The 16,681-nt window shown below is 69.4% G+C and carries 12 protein-coding genes and 4 pseudogenes; 11 read left to right on the forward strand and 5 right to left on the reverse strand.

The features are described from left to right. The first annotated feature begins 112 nt into the window (after positions 1-112). The 7 genes from F0L17_RS25810 (at position 113) to F0L17_RS25840 (ending at position 9,168) form a co-directional block, all read left to right on the forward strand. Positions 113-1,297 (forward strand): threonine synthase, encoded by a 1,185-nt coding sequence (locus tag F0L17_RS25810; protein WP_155072928.1) that lies wholly within the window; start codon positions 113-115, stop codon positions 1,295-1,297. Next, positions 1,294-1,980, forward strand: a complete 687-nt coding sequence (locus tag F0L17_RS25815) for a helix-turn-helix transcriptional regulator (RefSeq protein ID WP_155072929.1) — start codon at positions 1,294-1,296, stop codon at positions 1,978-1,980. The genes F0L17_RS25810 and F0L17_RS25815 overlap by 4 nt, the downstream gene beginning before the upstream one ends. A gap of 714 nt (positions 1,981-2,694) precedes the next feature. Then, positions 2,695-3,153 carry an NUDIX hydrolase gene (locus F0L17_RS25820; RefSeq protein WP_238419615.1) on the forward strand — a complete coding sequence of 153 codons (459 nt, stop codon included), beginning with the start codon at positions 2,695-2,697 and terminating at the stop codon, positions 3,151-3,153. 428 nt (positions 3,154-3,581) lie between these two features. Beyond that, positions 3,582-3,821 (forward strand): hypothetical protein, encoded by a 240-nt coding sequence (locus F0L17_RS25825; RefSeq protein ID WP_155072930.1) that lies wholly within the window; start codon positions 3,582-3,584, stop codon positions 3,819-3,821. Beyond that, positions 3,821-4,198 carry a fic family toxin-antitoxin system, toxin component gene (locus F0L17_RS25830; protein WP_155072931.1) on the forward strand — a complete coding sequence of 126 codons (378 nt, stop codon included), beginning with the start codon at positions 3,821-3,823 and terminating at the stop codon, positions 4,196-4,198. Before F0L17_RS25825 ends, F0L17_RS25830 begins: the two co-directional genes overlap by 1 nt. Before the next feature lie 116 nt (positions 4,199-4,314). Continuing rightward, the gene (locus tag F0L17_RS25835; protein ID WP_155072932.1) at positions 4,315-4,947 is read left to right on the forward strand and encodes a hypothetical protein; all 633 of its coding nucleotides are present in this window, start codon (positions 4,315-4,317) and stop codon (positions 4,945-4,947) included. Positions 4,948-5,889: 942 nt separating this feature from the next. Beyond that, positions 5,890-9,168: an RHS repeat-associated core domain-containing protein gene (locus F0L17_RS25840; RefSeq protein WP_338018225.1), complete on the forward strand. Its 3,279-nt coding sequence runs from the start codon at positions 5,890-5,892 to the stop codon at positions 9,166-9,168. A gap of 471 nt (positions 9,169-9,639) precedes the next feature. On the opposite strand, the pseudogene F0L17_RS25845 reads toward F0L17_RS25840, so the two are convergent. Then, a pseudogene (locus tag F0L17_RS25845) lies at positions 9,640-10,131 on the reverse strand (transposase family protein); the annotation flags it as partial. A gap of 401 nt (positions 10,132-10,532) precedes the next feature. Here F0L17_RS25845 and F0L17_RS27900 point away from each other — a divergent pair. Then, complete coding sequence (locus F0L17_RS27900) at positions 10,533-10,952, forward strand: RHS repeat-associated core domain-containing protein (protein ID WP_420802456.1); 420 nt, start codon at positions 10,533-10,535, stop codon at positions 10,950-10,952. A gap of 208 nt (positions 10,953-11,160) precedes the next feature. On the opposite strand, the pseudogene F0L17_RS27905 reads toward F0L17_RS27900, so the two are convergent. The 3 genes and pseudogenes from F0L17_RS27905 to F0L17_RS25860 all read right to left on the reverse strand — a co-directional run. Next, positions 11,161-11,799: pseudogene (locus F0L17_RS27905) on the reverse strand (SMI1/KNR4 family protein); the annotation flags it as partial. 219 nt (positions 11,800-12,018) lie between these two features. After that, a complete protein-coding gene (locus tag F0L17_RS25855) occupies positions 12,019-12,609 on the reverse strand; it encodes a hypothetical protein (protein ID WP_155072934.1) in 591 nt (196 codons plus the stop codon). Between the two features lie 403 nt (positions 12,610-13,012). After that, positions 13,013-13,222: pseudogene (locus F0L17_RS25860) on the reverse strand (helix-turn-helix domain-containing protein); the annotation flags it as partial. A 92-nt stretch (positions 13,223-13,314) separates the two neighbouring features. Here F0L17_RS25860 and F0L17_RS25865 point away from each other — a divergent pair. Beyond that, positions 13,315-14,236 (forward strand): annotated as a pseudogene (locus tag F0L17_RS25865) (IS5 family transposase). 6 nt (positions 14,237-14,242) lie between these two features. Beyond that, the gene (locus F0L17_RS25870; protein WP_162466697.1) at positions 14,243-14,494 is read left to right on the forward strand and encodes a transposase; all 252 of its coding nucleotides are present in this window, start codon (positions 14,243-14,245) and stop codon (positions 14,492-14,494) included. Between the two features lie 323 nt (positions 14,495-14,817). Here F0L17_RS25870 and F0L17_RS25875 read toward each other — a convergent pair whose 3' ends face one another. After that, positions 14,818-15,723: an MmyB family transcriptional regulator gene (locus tag F0L17_RS25875; protein ID WP_162466698.1), complete on the reverse strand. Its 906-nt coding sequence runs from the start codon at positions 15,721-15,723 to the stop codon at positions 14,818-14,820. A 158-nt stretch (positions 15,724-15,881) separates the two neighbouring features. Between F0L17_RS25875 and F0L17_RS25880 the strand changes: the two genes are divergently transcribed. Then, positions 15,882-16,664 (forward strand): SDR family oxidoreductase, encoded by a 783-nt coding sequence (locus tag F0L17_RS25880; protein WP_155072937.1) that lies wholly within the window; start codon positions 15,882-15,884, stop codon positions 16,662-16,664. Positions 16,665-16,681: the final 17 nt, after the last annotated feature.

Consider the following 16,681-nt stretch of genomic DNA (forward strand, 5'->3'; position numbering starts at 1 on the left):
CTGCTGTTCACATCTGGATAAGAAGTCTAGGCTGGGATGCCAGGGTGCCTGCCGGGACGCGAGACCCGGCAGGCACGACAACACGTCGAGTGAGTGGAAGCCGGAACCGCCCATGAACGCCGAACGGCACTCAGCCGTCGCCACCCCCGACCTGTACGACCGGTCCGGACAGCGCTACTCCCTGGACGACCCCCGCTGGCGGGGCGAGGACGGCAGCCCCCTCGCCGTCAGTGCGCTGCCGGGCCTGCGTCCCGAGCAGATCGACACCGCCGAACGGTCCCTGTGGCGCTACCGCGCGGCCCTGCCCGTCCCGGCCGCCCGCCGGGTGAGCCTGGGCGAAGGATGCACGCCGATGGTTCCGGTCGACTGGGCCGGCCAACGCGTCCACTTCAAGCTGGAGTGGTTCAACCCGACCTCCAGCTTCAAGGACCGGGGCGTATCGGTGATGATGTCCCACCTCGCGGCGCACGGCGCCGACCGCGTGCTCGAGGACAGTTCGGGCAACGGCGGTTCCGCGGTGGCCGCCTATGCCGCCGCTGCCGGTATCCGCGCCAAGATCGTCGTCCCCGCCGCCACCTCGGCGGCCAAGATCCTCCAGGTCCGCGCCTACGGAGCCGAGATCGAGCTCGTGGGCGGCACCCGCGACGAGGTCTCGGACGAGGCGATCCGGCAGGCGGAGCAGATTCCCTACGCCAGCCACAACTGGCACCCCATGTTCATCCAGGGCACCAAGACCATCGCCTACGAAATGTGGGAGTCCCTCGGTTTCGCCGCGCCCGACAACGTCGTCCTCGTGGCCGGGGCCGGCAGCAACATCATCGGGTGCGACATCGCGTTCGGCGAACTGCTCGACGCCGGCCAGATCGACAGGCGCCCGCGCCTGTTCGTCGGGCAGCCCGAGCACTGGGCGACCATCGCCGACACGTTCAACGGCATTGACCCGGCAGGCCGCGGCAAGCGGATGCCGACGATCGCCGAGGGCGCGTCCATCGCCCACCCGGTCCGACTGCCCGAGGCGGTGGAGGCCATCCGCCGCTCCGACGGCGCCGCCTACGCCGTCCCCGAGGCAGAGATCCACGCCGCGGTCCGCGCCCTGGGCGCGCGCGGCTTGTACGCCGAGCCGACCAGCAGCGTCGCCGCGGCGACCCTCGATCACTTCATCGCGACCGGGGAGATCGCTCCGGACGAGACGACCGTGGTCGTGCTCACCGGTGCGGGGCTGAAATCCGCCGAGAAGATGGCCGCGGTGTTCGCCGGGCACGGTGACGGAGCTCGGGAATCGAGCAGCGCTCGATGACCCGTTCCACCGGTCGACCGGATGGGGAACGCGCCGATCAGCCCGCCGTACCGGAAGACGAGCATCTCGTACGCGAAGCCGAGCGCATCGCTGTCGCCGTCGGGCGCATGTTCCCGGGTCTGTGCGAGGTCGTCCTGCACGATCTGCGCCGGCCTGACAGCGCCATTCGCGTCATCGAGAACAACCTGTCCGGACGGCGGGTCGGCGACTCCGCCACCGAACTGGGCCTGCGCCGCATCGCGGACCCCAACTACCCCAGTGTCATCCAGAACTACAGCAACCAGTTCCCCGACGGACGCCCGGCCAAGAGCACCTCGATCGGCATCAGGAACGCCGAGGGGCGTTACGTCGCGGCCCTGTGCCTGAACCTGGACGTCAGCACGCTGTCCCCGCTGGCCCTGACCCTCGCCAACCTCGTCGCGACGGATGTCGAACACCAGGGCGAGGCTCTGGAGACGCTGCGCGACCGCAGCGGACGCGAACTCCGCTCGGTCATCGACTCCTTCGCGGCGCGGCGCTCCAGTACCCCGCGCGGCCTCAACCGTGACCAGAAACGCGAGCTGGTACGTCGGCTGCACAGCGAGGGTTTCTTCGAGACCCGGAACTCCGCACAACTCATTGCCGACCAACTCGGTATCTCCCGGGCAACCGTCTACAACTACGCGAAGCAGCCGGACCTGTGAGCGCCCTCGGAACCGGCCGCGATATGCCCCATCACGAGGAGCGCCACGACCAACTCCCCGACCCACCGGACGACCGCCTCCGGCACCATCCGGCCGGCCGACAACGCCACCGTGGTCGCCCCACTCGGCCACTGATCGCACGTCGCGGTCCACAACGGCGTCGCCCACGTATCCGGCCGGCTCCGCCCTACGCGGACGGCACCCCCACAGCGGACGAGCCGTTCGACACACAGGTGCGGATGGTCCTGCGCAACCTCGACGACCGCCTGACGCAGCCGGCGCGGACCGCGACCACCTGAGCTCCGTGACCGTCTACGCCACCGACATCGCTCAGTGATGGGCACGCCTTCGACACGATCCATGCCGAATGGCTCGGCTCCCACCGGTCCGCCCGCGTCGTCGCCGGCGTGAGCAGGCCGCGCTACGGTGCCGCCCCGCCGGGTGGTCCCGCTAGGCTTCGGCCCGTGGGAAAGCCCCCGGCACAGCGGGCCGCCCGGGCCGCCCGTCCCAACAGCCGCACCCCACGCCGACCCGCGTGAGCCGACCCCCGGCCGGCACCACCTCGGCGCGGGCCGAGCCCTGTGTCGCCCTGCCCACCGTGCCAGGACGCCGACACTCCCCGCGCAACACCGCGACGGCGAACACCACACAGCCGACGCGCACGCCATCACCCTCACCGAGGCCGTCACCCACCACGCACAAGGAGCCGCCCGCATGACGCCTGCCGCCGACATGGCCCTCCTCGACCGGCTGCGGCGCGATGCGCGACGCGACGGGATCGTCAAACTCGTCGTCGGCGCCGTCGTTCCCCGCCCGGACGGCAGAGTCCTGCTGCTGCACCGCCGCAGCGACGACTTCCTCGGCGGGCTGTGGGAACTCCCCTCCGGCGGCGTCGAGGGGACCGAGGACCTCCTTGTGGCACTCCACCGGGAAGTGACCGAGGAGACCGGCCTGAGGATCACCGGCGACGCCACCTACCTCGGCCACTTCGACTACCGCTCCAAGAGCGGCAAGCCCACCCGGCAACTGAACTTCACCGCCCATGCGGAAGGGAACACCGTCACCCTCACCGAGCACGACGACTTCCTGTGGGCCGGCCCCGACGAGCACGGCCGCACCTCGGCCCAGACGCAGGCCATTTTGGCCATCTGGCGCAACGACCACGGCGGGTAGAGTCCGGCCGAGCCGCCCGACACCACGGGCACCCACCCGCCTCGCCCGCGTCACCCGCACGGCCGCGCGACAAGGAAGACCGTCACCTCGCACGAAGCCGAGACGAACACCTCAGGAGGCGAGTACTGCCGCGGTTCCATCGAGACCGCCATCCGAGAGGCCCGGGCGTCATCGGCGACGACCGAGGCCACACGGTCGGCCGGATGCGGACGACCGGCGCGCACTGGCTGCTCCCGCTGACCGCCGGGCGGAAGGCCTTCGGTAGTCCGCGCAGCCGGCGGGCCGACACGTTCCCCGGGCACTGGAACACGTCCTGACCCGACACCCGACACCCACCGCCGGCCGGCAGGCCCCCGATCGGACCGCGGCCGGCACCGCGCCGGATCGTGTTGCCCCCACCGTCGGGTAACAGCTGTTACCATTCTGGTATGGCAAAGACGCAACTGGGCGCGCGCGTGGACGAGGACGTCGCGGAACTCGCCAGGAAACGAGCCGCCGACCTGGGACTGAGCGTCGGCGACTACCTCGCCCGGCTGGTGCAGGACGACACCAGCGGGCTGCGCGCCCGCGCGGTGGACGCGGCCGCCCGCTTCCTGGCCGAGCACCAGACGGTCTTCGACGAAGCCGAACACGACCGGCACACCCCCCGGGGAGCACGCGCGGCCTGATGGACCTGCACATCGACGTCCCCTGGATCCTGCAGGTCGCCGAGGCCGCCGGAGCGAACGACCCGGCCCCCGACGACTACGGCGTGCCGGTCTCGGCCGTCGCCCGCCACCGGGCCGAGCTGTTCGAGCAGCCCGTCTACGACGGCCCCTACGCCAAGGCCGCCGCCCTGGTGCACACCCTGGGCCGCTGCCGCTGGCTGGAGCGCTCCAACCTCGCCGTCGCCGCCGCCACCGGCGTGATGTACCTGGAGGCCGCCGGGATCACCGTCAAGCCCGCCCGCGAGGACGCCGTCGCCCTCAAGGACCTGCTCCTCGACCCGGCCTGCACCGCCGGGAAGATCGCCGCCCTGCTGCGGACCTGGCCCACCGCCACCTGACGCCCACGGCCCCGGCGCCGCTCCCCGGGGCGCCGGGAACAGCACCGGCCGTGCGGAGGCCCCGGCTCTTGCGCCGATGCGCCCGGCCGCGCGCCCAGGCGCCCTCCGGAAGAACCGTGCAGTTCACCGTCCTGCCTGCCCATGCGCGGCCCGCTTCCTCGCGCCCGGGGGGAGCCTTCCTGGTCCGGGACGACCGGGACGGCCACCACTTCAAGACGGCGTTCCACCTGCTCTGTTGCGACGCACGTCGCCGAGCCGAGGAGATCGGCCCGGTCGAAATCGGCCGGTTCGGTATGACAGCGCCGGCCAGGACACCGCTGCCAGGCGGCTTCGAGGCACTGGGCGAGGGCCTCTTCTCACTCGGGCAGAACGACGCCTACCACGAAAAGCTCGGTGAACCGGGCCTGCGTGCAGCGCACCGTGCCGCAGGCCCTGAACGACGCCGCCTTCGACCCGGCCCCTTCGCCCGCGCCCGTCCCGGGAGTGTGATGGGCACCTCCCGGCTCCGCTCCGTTGCCGCCGGCAGCGGTAAGACCGACGCCGCGGACGTGCTCCCGGCCCTGATCGGCGGCCACCCGCACGAGTACGAACCCCACATCGACGTGCTCACCGGTCTGGCCACCGAACACGTGGGACCGGTCCTGACCCCAGACCCCGCAGGCGCAGAACCTTCTGCGCGCCCTGGCCGAAGCACGTGCACGGAGACGACGCCCATCTGGTGCGGTTCGGTGAGGCATCAGTGCTCGTGACCTGGCTCCACGGCATCTGCGTCCACGCCGCGAACCGATCCGACCGGGACCTGCCGGGGAGGCTGCCCACACGATGTGCACCTGGGGTACGGCGCCTGGGACCGGTGGAACGCCCAGGCAGGATCAGGGCCTGGCCGGTGGTGTCTTTGGGGAGTGCCGCCGCAGCTGTCGTGGCCTCCGTCCCGGGGGACCATGCGGAATCCGCACAGCGCTTCAACAGCGTGGCCGACGACCGTGCCGCCGATCCGCGCATACGCCCGGCAGTACGCGGCAGCGCTGCACCGTAAGAACCTCGCACGGGGCGCAAAGGCAGCCGCAGGCCGAACGGGACCGGCGCGGGGAGCGTCGCGCACGGCCCGTTCCCGGATGCGGCCGCGCGAGCACCTCGGCGTGCCACCCGGCTCGGCGCCCGCATGGCCCCCGCGCGGCATCACGGGCCCGCCCGTCGGTTCTCTGTCGCGAGTGAGGGAACGTCCGAGTGCTGTGACGAACGTGTGTCCTTGCCCGTGGCAGAGGACCACGTCTGCGGTGGGACGGAGCGAAGCCGCGCGCATCACGCTTCGACCGCTACCGGTCCCACCGCTCGGACGAGCTTGCCGCCGGGTGGCTGGAGGGTGTGGTTCCGGGGTGGGGTTTCAGGCCATGTGCAGGGCTGGGGCCGAGGCGGTGCCTGTGGAGCGGCTGCTGCAAGTCTTGGCGTTGCCGCTGTTCATCCGGTCGCGGATGCAGCTGGAGACTGTCCGGTTCAGGCTCCCATGGACATCGACTTTGCGGGCACAGGTGTGCGATTCGTGAGGCTGCTGTGACAGCGTGTGCGTGCCGCGGCGGCAGGGGGCCGCCGGGCGACTTCTTTCCAAGGGGGGAAAGATGCTGCGCACGCGTGCCTGGGGCACGCCGAATCGGCGTGCCCGCAGACCGCTCGGACCGGTCAGAACCTTCCTGGTGACAGCGGCCGCCGCATTGGCGGTCACCGCGACGGCGGTCCCGGCCACCGCCGCGCCGGGGGAGGAGAGGCCGGCCTCCTCCGCATGGGGCCGAGACGGCAAGCCCAAGGTCCCGCCGGTGCAGGAGGGCAAGAACCGGCCGCCGACATCGGTCCGCTCCGCGAAGCCGACCGAGGAGGAACGGGCCTGGGCCAAGGCCCAGGAGACCCGCCGCTCCGATGGCCCGGACGCCGAGGACAACGAGGTGGCCCCACTGCGGTGGGTGCCGGACGGCCAGGGCGAGGTGCCCTGGCACGAGATCTCCGATCTGCGCCTGACCGACTCCCTGGTGGCGCGGATCAACTACTCCAACGGCAACCTGATGCTGGCCGCCACCGACTTCGACGTCGCGGGCGTGGGCCAGAACCTTCAGCTGACCCGTACCTACAACTCCTTCGGCCCGCCCTACGGCCAGCTTCCCTACCGGTGGTGGGCCGGCTACGAGCGCCGGCTGGACGAGTTCACCAACATGATGGTCGTCTACGACGACACCGCCGGCACCATCCGCTTCGACAAGAACGAAGACGGCACCTTCGCCACCCCGGACGGCTACTCGCTGGACTTCCGGAAGAACGGCGACGGCACCTACACCCTCACCGATCGCAAGACCGGGTCGAAGGATCACTTCTCCGCCGTCGGTGAGCTGACGAAGGTGGTCGATCGCAACGGCGGCACGATCACCGTCGACCATCACAAAACGGCCGACGGCCGGAATGCCGGCTTCAAGCTGACCGAGACCCGCTCCGGCCGGTGGATCGACCTGACCGAGGTCGACGAAGACCACTGGGAGGCGACGGACTCGGCCGGCCGCACGGTGGAGTACCACCTCGACACGGACGGCAACCTGGTCCGCACGGTGGACACCGGAGGCAAGGCCACGGCGTTCGGTTACGACGCCGACGGCCGCATCACCGAGGTGACCACCCCCGAGGGGCGGGTGGTGTCCTTCACCTACGGTGAGCACGACGAGGTCACCTCCCTCACCCGCGGCGGCCCCGGCGGCCCGACCTGGACCTACAGCTACTCCGCGGACTATCCCTGGCGGGCGGGCACCACGACGGTGACCGACCCCGACGGAGACGAGACCGTCTACCACCACAACGACGACGGCGAGGTCACCAAGGTCACCGATCCGCTGGGCAACGAGCGGTCCCGCACCTACGACGCCCACAATGTCGTCTCGGCCACCGACGCGATGGGCACGGGCACCGACCCGGGCAACACCACCGCCTACGGCTGGGACGCCCGCAACAACCCCACCTCCGTCAAGCTGCCCACCGGGGCGACGGCATCGCTGACCGGCTACCAGACCATCGCCGGCACCGACCTGCCCGGCACCCTCACCACGTTCGACAGCCACAAGACCGACTACACCTACGACACCAAGGGCAACACCCTCTCCGTCGCGGTCACCGGGGACGCCGGCGGCACCCGGAAGTTCACCTACCAGAGCGAGGACACCGACTGCGGCGGCTTCGAGGGCCAGCGCTGCACCGCCACCGACCAGCGCGGCAACACCACCCACTTCACCTACGACGAGGCGGGCAACCTGATCAAGGCCGCCCCGCCCGCGCCGATGGGCGCCACCACCTACCGTTACGACGCTCTCGGCCGCCCGATCCAGGTCACCGACGGCCGCGGCCGGACCCTGCACTACACCTACGACGACCGCGACCGGGTGGTGAAGGTCGACGACGGGGTCTACGACACCGTCACCTTCACCTACGACGGCGACGGCAACCGCACCACCCGCACCGATGCCACCGGCACCACCGGCTGGCTCTACGACGCCCTGGGACGGGAGACGATCCGCACCCTGGCCGACGGCTCGGCCACGGTGCTGGCCTACACCGCCGACGGCAGCGTGGACACCTACACCGATCCCACCGGGACCGTGGACTACGGCTGGGACGCTGCCGGCCGCCTGACCGAGCTGACCGACCCGGCGGGCAGGAAGACCACCTACGAGTACAACAACAACGGCGAGCGCACCAAGACCGTCTACCCCGGCGGCACCACCCAGTCGGTGAAACTGGACGGCTCCGGCCGCCCCACCCGCATCACCGCCACCTCCGGCGACACCACCCTGATCGACCTGTCCTACTCCTACCTCTACGGTGTTCCCACCGGATCCGGCTCAGACCGGATCACCGACGGCACCAAGATCCGCTCCCGCACCGACCACGTCTCGGGCAAGAGGATCGCCTACTCCTACGACTCCGCCGCCCGCCTGTCCTACGCCCAAGAAACCCGGAACGGCGAGCGCACCGCCTCCTGGCTGTACTGCTTCGACGCGGCCGGAAACCTCACCGCCCAGTCCGGCAACGACTCCACCTGCCCGGCCGGCGACCGCTTCATCTACAACGACGCCAACCAACTCACCGCCCGCAACGGCGACTCCTCGGGCTGGTCGCACGACAAGGCCGGGCACGAGACCTCGGCGGTGGCCGCCTCCACCGCCGTTCGCACCAAGGAGCAGTGGAACGCCTTCTCCCAGCTGAAGCTGCTGACCGTCAACGGCACCCAGTACACCGCCCAGTACGCCGGCACCACCAATGCCGAACGCGTCAAGCTCGGCGCCACCACCTTCCACCACGGGCCCCTGGGCCTGGCCGCCCAGACCACCGCCGGCGCCGACACCGGATTCGTCCGCGAACCGACGGGCACCCTCAACTCCATGACCACTGGGGGCAAGAGCCACTACTACCTCACCGACGCACTCGGCTCGGTCATGGGCCTGGTCGACGCGAGCGGCGAGCGCACCCACACCTACGACTACGGGCCCACCGGCCTGCCCCGCACCACCCCCACCGAGACGGTGCCCCAGCCCTACCGGTTCACCGGCACCTACCTCGACCCCACGGGCCTGTACAAGATGGGGGCGCGCTACTACGACCCCCACCTGGGCCGCTTCACCCAGCCCGACCCCAGCGGGCAAGAGACCAACCCCTACCTCTACGCCACCGGCGACCCCGTCAACCGCACCGACCCCACCGGACTGTTCAGCTTCTCCGACGTCCTCGACACGGGCAGTGACATTTTCGGAGTCGTCACAGGCTGTGTGGCGGGGATTGGGGCTGCGGCAGAGACCGGCGTCATTACATACGCCTCCGCGGTCGGAGGCGTGGTCGGCGCCGGAGTTGGCAGCGCTATAGGCGCCGGTGCTGCCGTAGTCGGCAGCTGTGCGCTCGGAGGCGCCGCAGGATACTACGGAGCGGACATCATCACCTACGGATGACACACGAAGAATAACTGTACAGGAAACCACGGATCCCGTGGGTCGGGAACTCCTTTCCGACCCACGGCCTCCCTGCGTATGTGGGGAGCCGCGTGAAAAACGACGAAAGAGTGCATCGATGGATGACGCGATAAAGAGAGTGCGAACCTTTTCTGCGATTTTGATCATAGGAGGGATATGCGCGTGCATTGCTGGAATGGCTACTGGAGATGCTGTGCCGATCGCGCTCGGAGTGATCGCCTCGGTCAGCGGAGTAATTCTGGCGGTCTTCGTTTTCCTGGGGCGTCGGAAGACTCAATCCTAATGCGACGATTCGGACCGGACAGTAGGCCCGATAGTCGCTCAGGCCAGCTCTGTAGCGGCAGTAGCTTGCGACGTGTATGACGACAATGCCTGCCGAGGGACACGTTCTCAGCCTACGTAGACAGAAGTAAAGAAGCTGAGTGAACCTCTTTCATCCTGGGACGCGAGGTTGCGGTTGCCGGGCAGCGGTTTGCCGACGGCGACGACCATGGGGGTGCCCCCGGACGGAGTCTGGGGGAGGGTGTCGGCGTCGATGACGACCTGGTGGTTGGTGGAGTGGCGGTAGTTCTTGCCGGAGGCGGCCACGGTCCGGTCGCGGGTGGGGACCAGCGTGCCGTCCACGATCAGCACGGTCTCCTTGCGGAACCGCCGCCGGGGCTGGAGCGCGAGAACCGGTCCGAGGTGGTCGACGATCCGGTCAGCCGCCGATTTCGAGACGCCGAACAGCGGGGCGAGCCGGCGCAGGGTGAGGTTGGTGCGCCAGTACGCGGCCACCAACAGCACCCGGTCCTGAAGCGGCAGCGACCACGGCCGGCCCCGGCGGACCGGATCGGCGCCCTCGCGCCGCAGCGCGGTGATGAGCTTGGTGAACTGCCGCGGGCTCAGTCCGGTGAACGGGGCTGTCCAGGACGGCTCCGACGCCGTGATCACACCAGCCACGGCAAGATCATCCCACCCCTGACCAGCAGTTACGGGACAACCTCTAGGGGAGTGCGCGAACCCGTTTAGTGGTTTTGTTGGAAATTAACTTCCGTCAGAAGTTCGGCGTTGCCATTCGGAGATCCACGATGGTGGCAGCGCTGAACCTCCCGGAAGGCATGACCAAATTTACGTCATCAGTGAATATATTGGCGCGGGAGGCGCGGTGAGCAAGTCGCAAGTAATTTTTTGGTTTGTTTTCATTGTAGCTGGCGTGCTGGTTGGAGTGCTGATAGCGGATTGATTTTTCTCATTTCCAGACATCTGATCCACCGGCTCCCTTGGCCGTCTGGGGGAGTATAGGGAGTGAGTTCTTCCGATCTTGCACCGATCGGATAACGGTAACTTCTCCGACCGAGTCGGTGCCCCAGCCCTACCGTTTCACCGGCGCCTATCTCGATCCGACGGGATCGTACAAGATGGGGGCGCGCTACTACGACCCCCACCTGGGCCGCTTCCCCCAGTCCGACCCTTCGGGCCGGGAGACCAACTCCTACCTCTATGCCACCGGCGACCCCGTCAACCGCACCGACCCCACCGGTCTCTTTTCTTTGTCGGACGGCTTGAATTCGATCGCGGCAGGAACTCTAGGAGTAACTGTCACTGCTGCTCTAACTCCCGTTATCGGGCCTCTCGGAGGAGCGATTGTCGGCGGCTGCGCGGGGGGAGCGGTGGAAGCAACATGGACAGGGGGAGATCTGGGAGACAGCGTACTCGCGTGTGCCGGAGGTGCTGCACTGGGAGCTGTGGGACATGGTTTCTCAGGGGCCCAGGCAGCTTGAGGAAAATAAAGTAAAGCAGTACTTCTGATTCATCAGGGATCCGGACCTTGAGCCGGATCCCCTGGCCTGGAGGTTTTGGGTGAACGGTTTGAACTTTATCGTCTTCGCTGCGGTTTTCCTTGTTGGCGTCATTGTGTTCTTCAAATACTGGCGCAAAGGCAGGTAGTAAGCCGTTGAAGGAGTAAGCGCTGCGCCCCAGCCCTACCGGTCGAGGGTCCGCCGCCAGATTGCCGTAGTCGAAGGAGCCGCGCGGGGCCGGTAGATGTCGGAGCTGGTCCAACAGAACGGCGCTTCGGGGTCTTCCGAAGGACAGTGCCTCCTCGTACCGTCCACGCAGGGCCGGCAGGCGGGCCTGCTTCACGTGGGCGTCCTGGGCGCGTGTGGTCGCGTTCACGGAGTCGGGCCTCTCCGCGCGGTCGGCGTGGAAGCCGCGGTACACGGCCTCCGTGTATGCGCGGAACAACGGGTATCGGTCCGGCAGTTCACCGCTCCAGCCCTTGTGGACGTAGAGCGCCCACTCGCCGGCCTGGTCGCTGTCGCCTGGATCGAGCGGGGCGTGGGACATGTCGGAGTCCGTCTCCAGCCGCAGTGCTCGTTGCCGCATCCCGGCCGGCGGGACGTCCTCCTTGCGCGGGGTGTCGTCCAGGTTCTGCTCGTACAGCGGGGCCATGCCGCAGGGATCCCGGAACCAGTCGATGTCCGAGGTGCCGCCGAGCTGATGGATCCCGGCCGTCCGGTCGACGTGCCACCCGTCGCTCGCGGCCAGGAACCTCTGGTATGAGGGTGGCAGTCGCAGCCCTAGCCGCTCCTCGGCTGCGGCGATCGCTGCTTCGTCCGCTCCGGGCCTGTCAGGATCCCGTCGGGGAACGGGATGCCGTCCAGCAGGTGTCGTCCCTCCCGACGGCTTCCGGCGCTTCGGTGAGCACGGAAGCCAGGGCGGCGAGTGCTCTTCAGCCTCCGGTTCCTTCGAACCGGCGAACACACCCGCGTTCTGTGGCGCCGCCCCGCACCCGGGTGGGGAGAGCACGAGGACATACGGTGGCGCGTTGGGTGTCGGCACCTTTGGTCAGGACGGCGACGCGGCGGTGTTCCCTCGTCGCGCCCGGCGTACCGCCGCGACCGCCGACGGCACCGCCGCCACCGTCCACAGCACCGGAACCAGCAGGCCGGGCGCATCCGCCGCGTACAGTACACACATCACGGGGACGGTTCCGACGCCCATCCACAGTACGGCCAGTCCGACGGCGGCCAACGCCGGTGGGGAGGCCCGTACGCACGCACCCGGCCGCATCAACCACCACCACGACGCGTACAGCGCGAGCGCGCCCGTCATGGCGAAGAGCAGCCCGAGCCCGGCCACCATCGCTCCCCCGCCCAGGGGATGCCCGGTCGTCTCCTGGGTCGCACCCTGCCGGCTCACCGACACCACCTCGCCGCGCCACAACTCGGCGGTTACCACCGCGCCCGTGCGCAACCGCTCCGGCAAGGGGTCCGGGCTGCCGAAACGCACTGTCAGTCCGCCGCCGGCCGGATCGGCGAGCCGCACCGTGCTGACCGTGCCGCGCCCCTTCCGGACCCGGATGTCCTCGACGACGAACTCCCGTGACTCCAGACAGTCCTGACCGGAGTCACCCCCGAGCGCACTTCCGCCGGGCACGAGCGCGCCGAGAGGAACGCCGCCTCCTCGGCCATCCTCGCCGGCAGCACTCCCACCAGCAGGCCGAGGCCCGCCAGTACGAGCACAAGACCGACCGGGAGCACGGCCAGACCTCCGGCCCGTATCCTTCCGACCCGTCGCTCCCCGGTCGACAGCCTACGTCCCCCTGCCATGCGTTCAGTCCCTTCGCGGTCAGACGGTGTGCGCCGTCGGCGCACGGCCGCACGCATCAAGGATGCGGGTGAGGCGCCGGAGAGATGAGCCCACCCCTCCCCGCAGAGAGGCAGCACAGGGCGTGAGCCGCTGCCCGTGCTTCTGGAGCGGTACCGGATGTATCGACCGGACCGGGCAGCGCCCCAGGGAGGCGTCCGTGGCATCACCGGTCCCGGCGAGTACGGCAGGATCGCCACCGCTCATGTCCGTACGGCTCGTCCGCCGCGACACGGCCGTTGGGAATCAGGATGCCGTCCACGATGACGACATCGCCCTCGCCCAGTCCGGTCGGAGCCCTGTCGGCATAGTGCCAGGCGGTTGCCTCCGAGACGCCGAGTCCGACACCGAGCCGGGCGAACGTCTCGTTCCTGAGGGGACGCACCAGGGCGAGCAGGGACTGTCTTACGGTTGAGGCTTCGCCCCTCTCGTCCAGGGGCTGTTGCATAAGTGGATCTTGTTCGTTGTTGATCCCCTGCTGCGGGACGTGGGGATCTGACGAACGGCCAGTGGGCCCGGCTTGAGCCGCTGCTGACGCGGGGCATCGAGCCGGGCCGGCCGCACTGTGGATGCGGCGGCAGCTGATAGACGGCATACGGTGGCGGACCCGGACCGGTGCTCCCTGGCGGGACGTGCCCGAACGTTATGGGCCGTGGGACCGGGTCTACGACCTGTTCCGGCGCCGGCAGCGGGACGGCACCTGGGCGAGGATCCTGACCCAGCTCCAGGCGGAGGCGGACGCGAAGGGCCTGATCACTTGGGAGGTCAACGTCGACTCCACCGTCTGCCGGGCCCACCAGCACGCCGCGGGAGCGGTGAAAAGGGGGACCTCCAGAAAGGAACCGCCCGGCGGGATCTTCGTCGAGCCGGCCGACCACGGCCTCGGACGCTCCCGCGGCGGACTGACCAACAAGATCCATCTCGCGGTCGAGCAGGGGCAGAAAGAAGCCCTTGTCGGTCGTGATCACGGCCGGGCAGCAGGGCGACTCCCCGCAGTTCGAAGCGGTCCTGGAAGCCATCCGGGTTCCGAGGCTGGGACTCGGCAGACCGCGCACGCGCCCGGACCGGGTGCGGGCCGACAAGGCGTACGACTCTCGCAGCAACCGTTCCTACCTGCGCCGACGCGGGATCAAGGTGACGATCCCGGTCCCGGCGGACCGGGTCCGCAACCGCATCAAGCGCGGCTCGCGTGGCGGTCGGCCACCGAAGTCCGACACGACCGATTACAAGCAGCGGCACGCGGCCGAGTGCGGGATCAACCGGCTCAAGCGCCACCGGGCCGTGGCCACGCGGTACGACAAACTCGCTGTCCGCTACGAAGCGACGGTGCTTGGTCGCAGCCATCAACGAATGGCTGAAGCTTCCCCTTGATGCTGGACACCTGGAAACTGAGATCTTGAGGTTCTGGAGGAAGTAGCACCAGGTGGGAAACAAGTACACGAAGCGGTACACCGAGGAGTTCAAGCGGGACGCGATCGCACTCGCCGATTCCTCGGGCAAGACGGTCACCGCCGTCGCCCGGGAACCCGGCATCAGCTTCGAGTCTCTGCACGGCTGGTACCGGCGGGTGAACCGTAAACACGTCGCCCGCGCGATGCGTGAGCGCGGCGTCACCCGGCGCAGGCGGTGTTCGCTGACCCGGCCTGTACGACGACCAAACCCGCCCCGGACCTGATCGGCCGCGACCTCCATGCCGAGCGCCTCGGGACCGAGCTGATCTGCGACATCGCCTATCTGCCCACCGCAGAGGTCGGTTCTCCCTCGCCTGCCGACCGAACCTGGCCACCCACGAGGTCGTCGGCTACGCCATGACCGACCACCTATGAAACACCGGCGCTGCCGCGCCCGGTCAACCTGCCGCTGCGGAGACCATCCCGTGAGCGTGAGGAAAACGGGAATCAAGGGGGTCATCGTGAGCCCCGGGCCGGAGAACGTATCTCTGTGGGGGTGGGGACCGCCACGCCTTGCCGGGAAGGCGGCCCCCCTCGGCGGCGCGGGTCAGGGCTGCGATCCGGATTCCGCCGCGGACAACCCCTCCGGTGCCGTGCCCTCCGTGATGCCCAGGTCCTGGGTCCCTATGACGGACAGCAGTTCCAGTTGCTCGGCTCCCGGGCTTCCGGGCGGGGCGGTGAACCACAGCAGGCGTTGGCGTCCGTCTTCGCTGAGGAGGTTGTAGCAGTCGAGTTCGATGATGCCGAGCGTGGGGTGGACGATTTTTTTGTGGTCCATGCGGCGCACCGCGACGTCGTGGGTGTCCCAGAGGGCTGCGAACTCCTGGCTGCGGCGGCGTAGCACGGCGATCATCTTCGTGACCTCCGCGTCCCGACCGCGCTTGGCGGCCGCTGCTTGGAGGTCGGCCACGAACACCCGGGAGTGGTGTGGGTGATCCTCGGGCGGGTACCTCTCGCGCGCCTGCGGGTCGGTGAACCAGCGGTACACGAAGCTCGCCGCCGGGCCGCGGTGTGCCGGGGACCTGCCGAGCAGGTTCCTGGCCAGGTCGTTTTCCACCAGGGTTTCGTGCAGGTCGGTGATGACGCGCGCGGGGGTGTTGGACAGCCGGTCCAGCAGTCCGAGAAGCGCGGGCTGCACGTGTGCCGACGGTCCGTGCGCTGACGGAGGGCCCGGCCGTTCGGCGAGGTGGAACAGGTGGTCGCGCTCATCGCCGTTCAGGCGCAGGGCTCGGGCGAGGGCGGCCAGGGTCTGGGCCGAAGGCTGCACGCCGTTCTTTGCGCTGCCGCGTTCCAGCTCGGTGTAGTAGTCGGCTGACAGCCCTGCCAGCTGGGCGACTTCCTCGCGGCGCAGCCCGGGGACGCGCCGGCGCGGGCCTTGGGGGAGACCGACCTCGGCGGGGCGGATGCGGTCGCGGCGTGTCCTGAGGAAGGCGCCGAGTTCTGGAAGGTTCACCCCTTCATGGTCGCGCGCGCACCGAGCCATAGCCAGGGGGTGGCATCCCCTGGGTAAACGCACCCCTGGCTAGGGGTGGGGGACCGGCCGATCGTGGATGACGCAGCAGGGCGACGGCGAGACCGCGGCCCGACCCGCATTCACCACAGGAGTCAGTAATGCCCATCCCCACTTCCCTCGACAGGACCGCTGCCCCGGCTCAGCCCTCCGCCTCACCCCGTGTCGCGATCGTCACCGGCGGATCGCGCGGCATCGGCCGCCGGACCGTCGGGCGGCTGGCCGCCGACGGATACGCCGTCGTGGTCGGCTACGCCGGCAACCAGGACGAGGCCGAAGCAGCCGTGAAGGAGGCCGTCAACGACGGTCCCCGGGCGATCGCGGTGCGTGCCGACGTCGCCGACGAACACGCCGTCGCTGCCCTGTTCGACGCGGCCGAAGCAGAGTTCGGCGGTGTCGACGTCGTCGTACACGCGGCCGGGCGGGCACACCTGGCGCCGATCGCCGAGCTGGACCTGGCCGTCCTGGACGACCTGCACCGCACCAACATCCGCGGCACGTTCGTCGTCGTCCAGCAGGCCGCCCGTCGGGTGCGCCCCGGCGGGGCGATCGTGACGTTCTCCACGTCCGTGGTGGGGCTGGCCTTCCCGGGCTACGGCGCATACTCCGCCAGCAAGGGCGCGGTCGAGGCGCTGACGCTGATCCTGGCCCGGGAGTTGCGGGGCCGGGACGTCACCGCCAACGCCGTCGCGCCCGGCCCCACGGCCACCGACCTCTTCCTGGACGGCAAGGACGAGGAGACCATCGCCCGCCTGGCCGCCCAGCCCCCGCTGGAGCGACTCGGTACCCCGTCGGACATCGCCGAGGTCGTCGCGTTCCTGGCCTCCCCGGTCGGCCACTGGATCAACGGACAGGTCGTCCGCGCCAACGGCGGAATCATCTGAACCGCCCGCCCAGCCAC

Origin of the sequence: Streptomyces taklimakanensis, from assembly GCF_009709575.1 — a bacterium.
GTDB classification, from domain to species: Bacteria; Actinomycetota; Actinomycetes; order Streptomycetales; family Streptomycetaceae; genus Streptomyces; species Streptomyces taklimakanensis.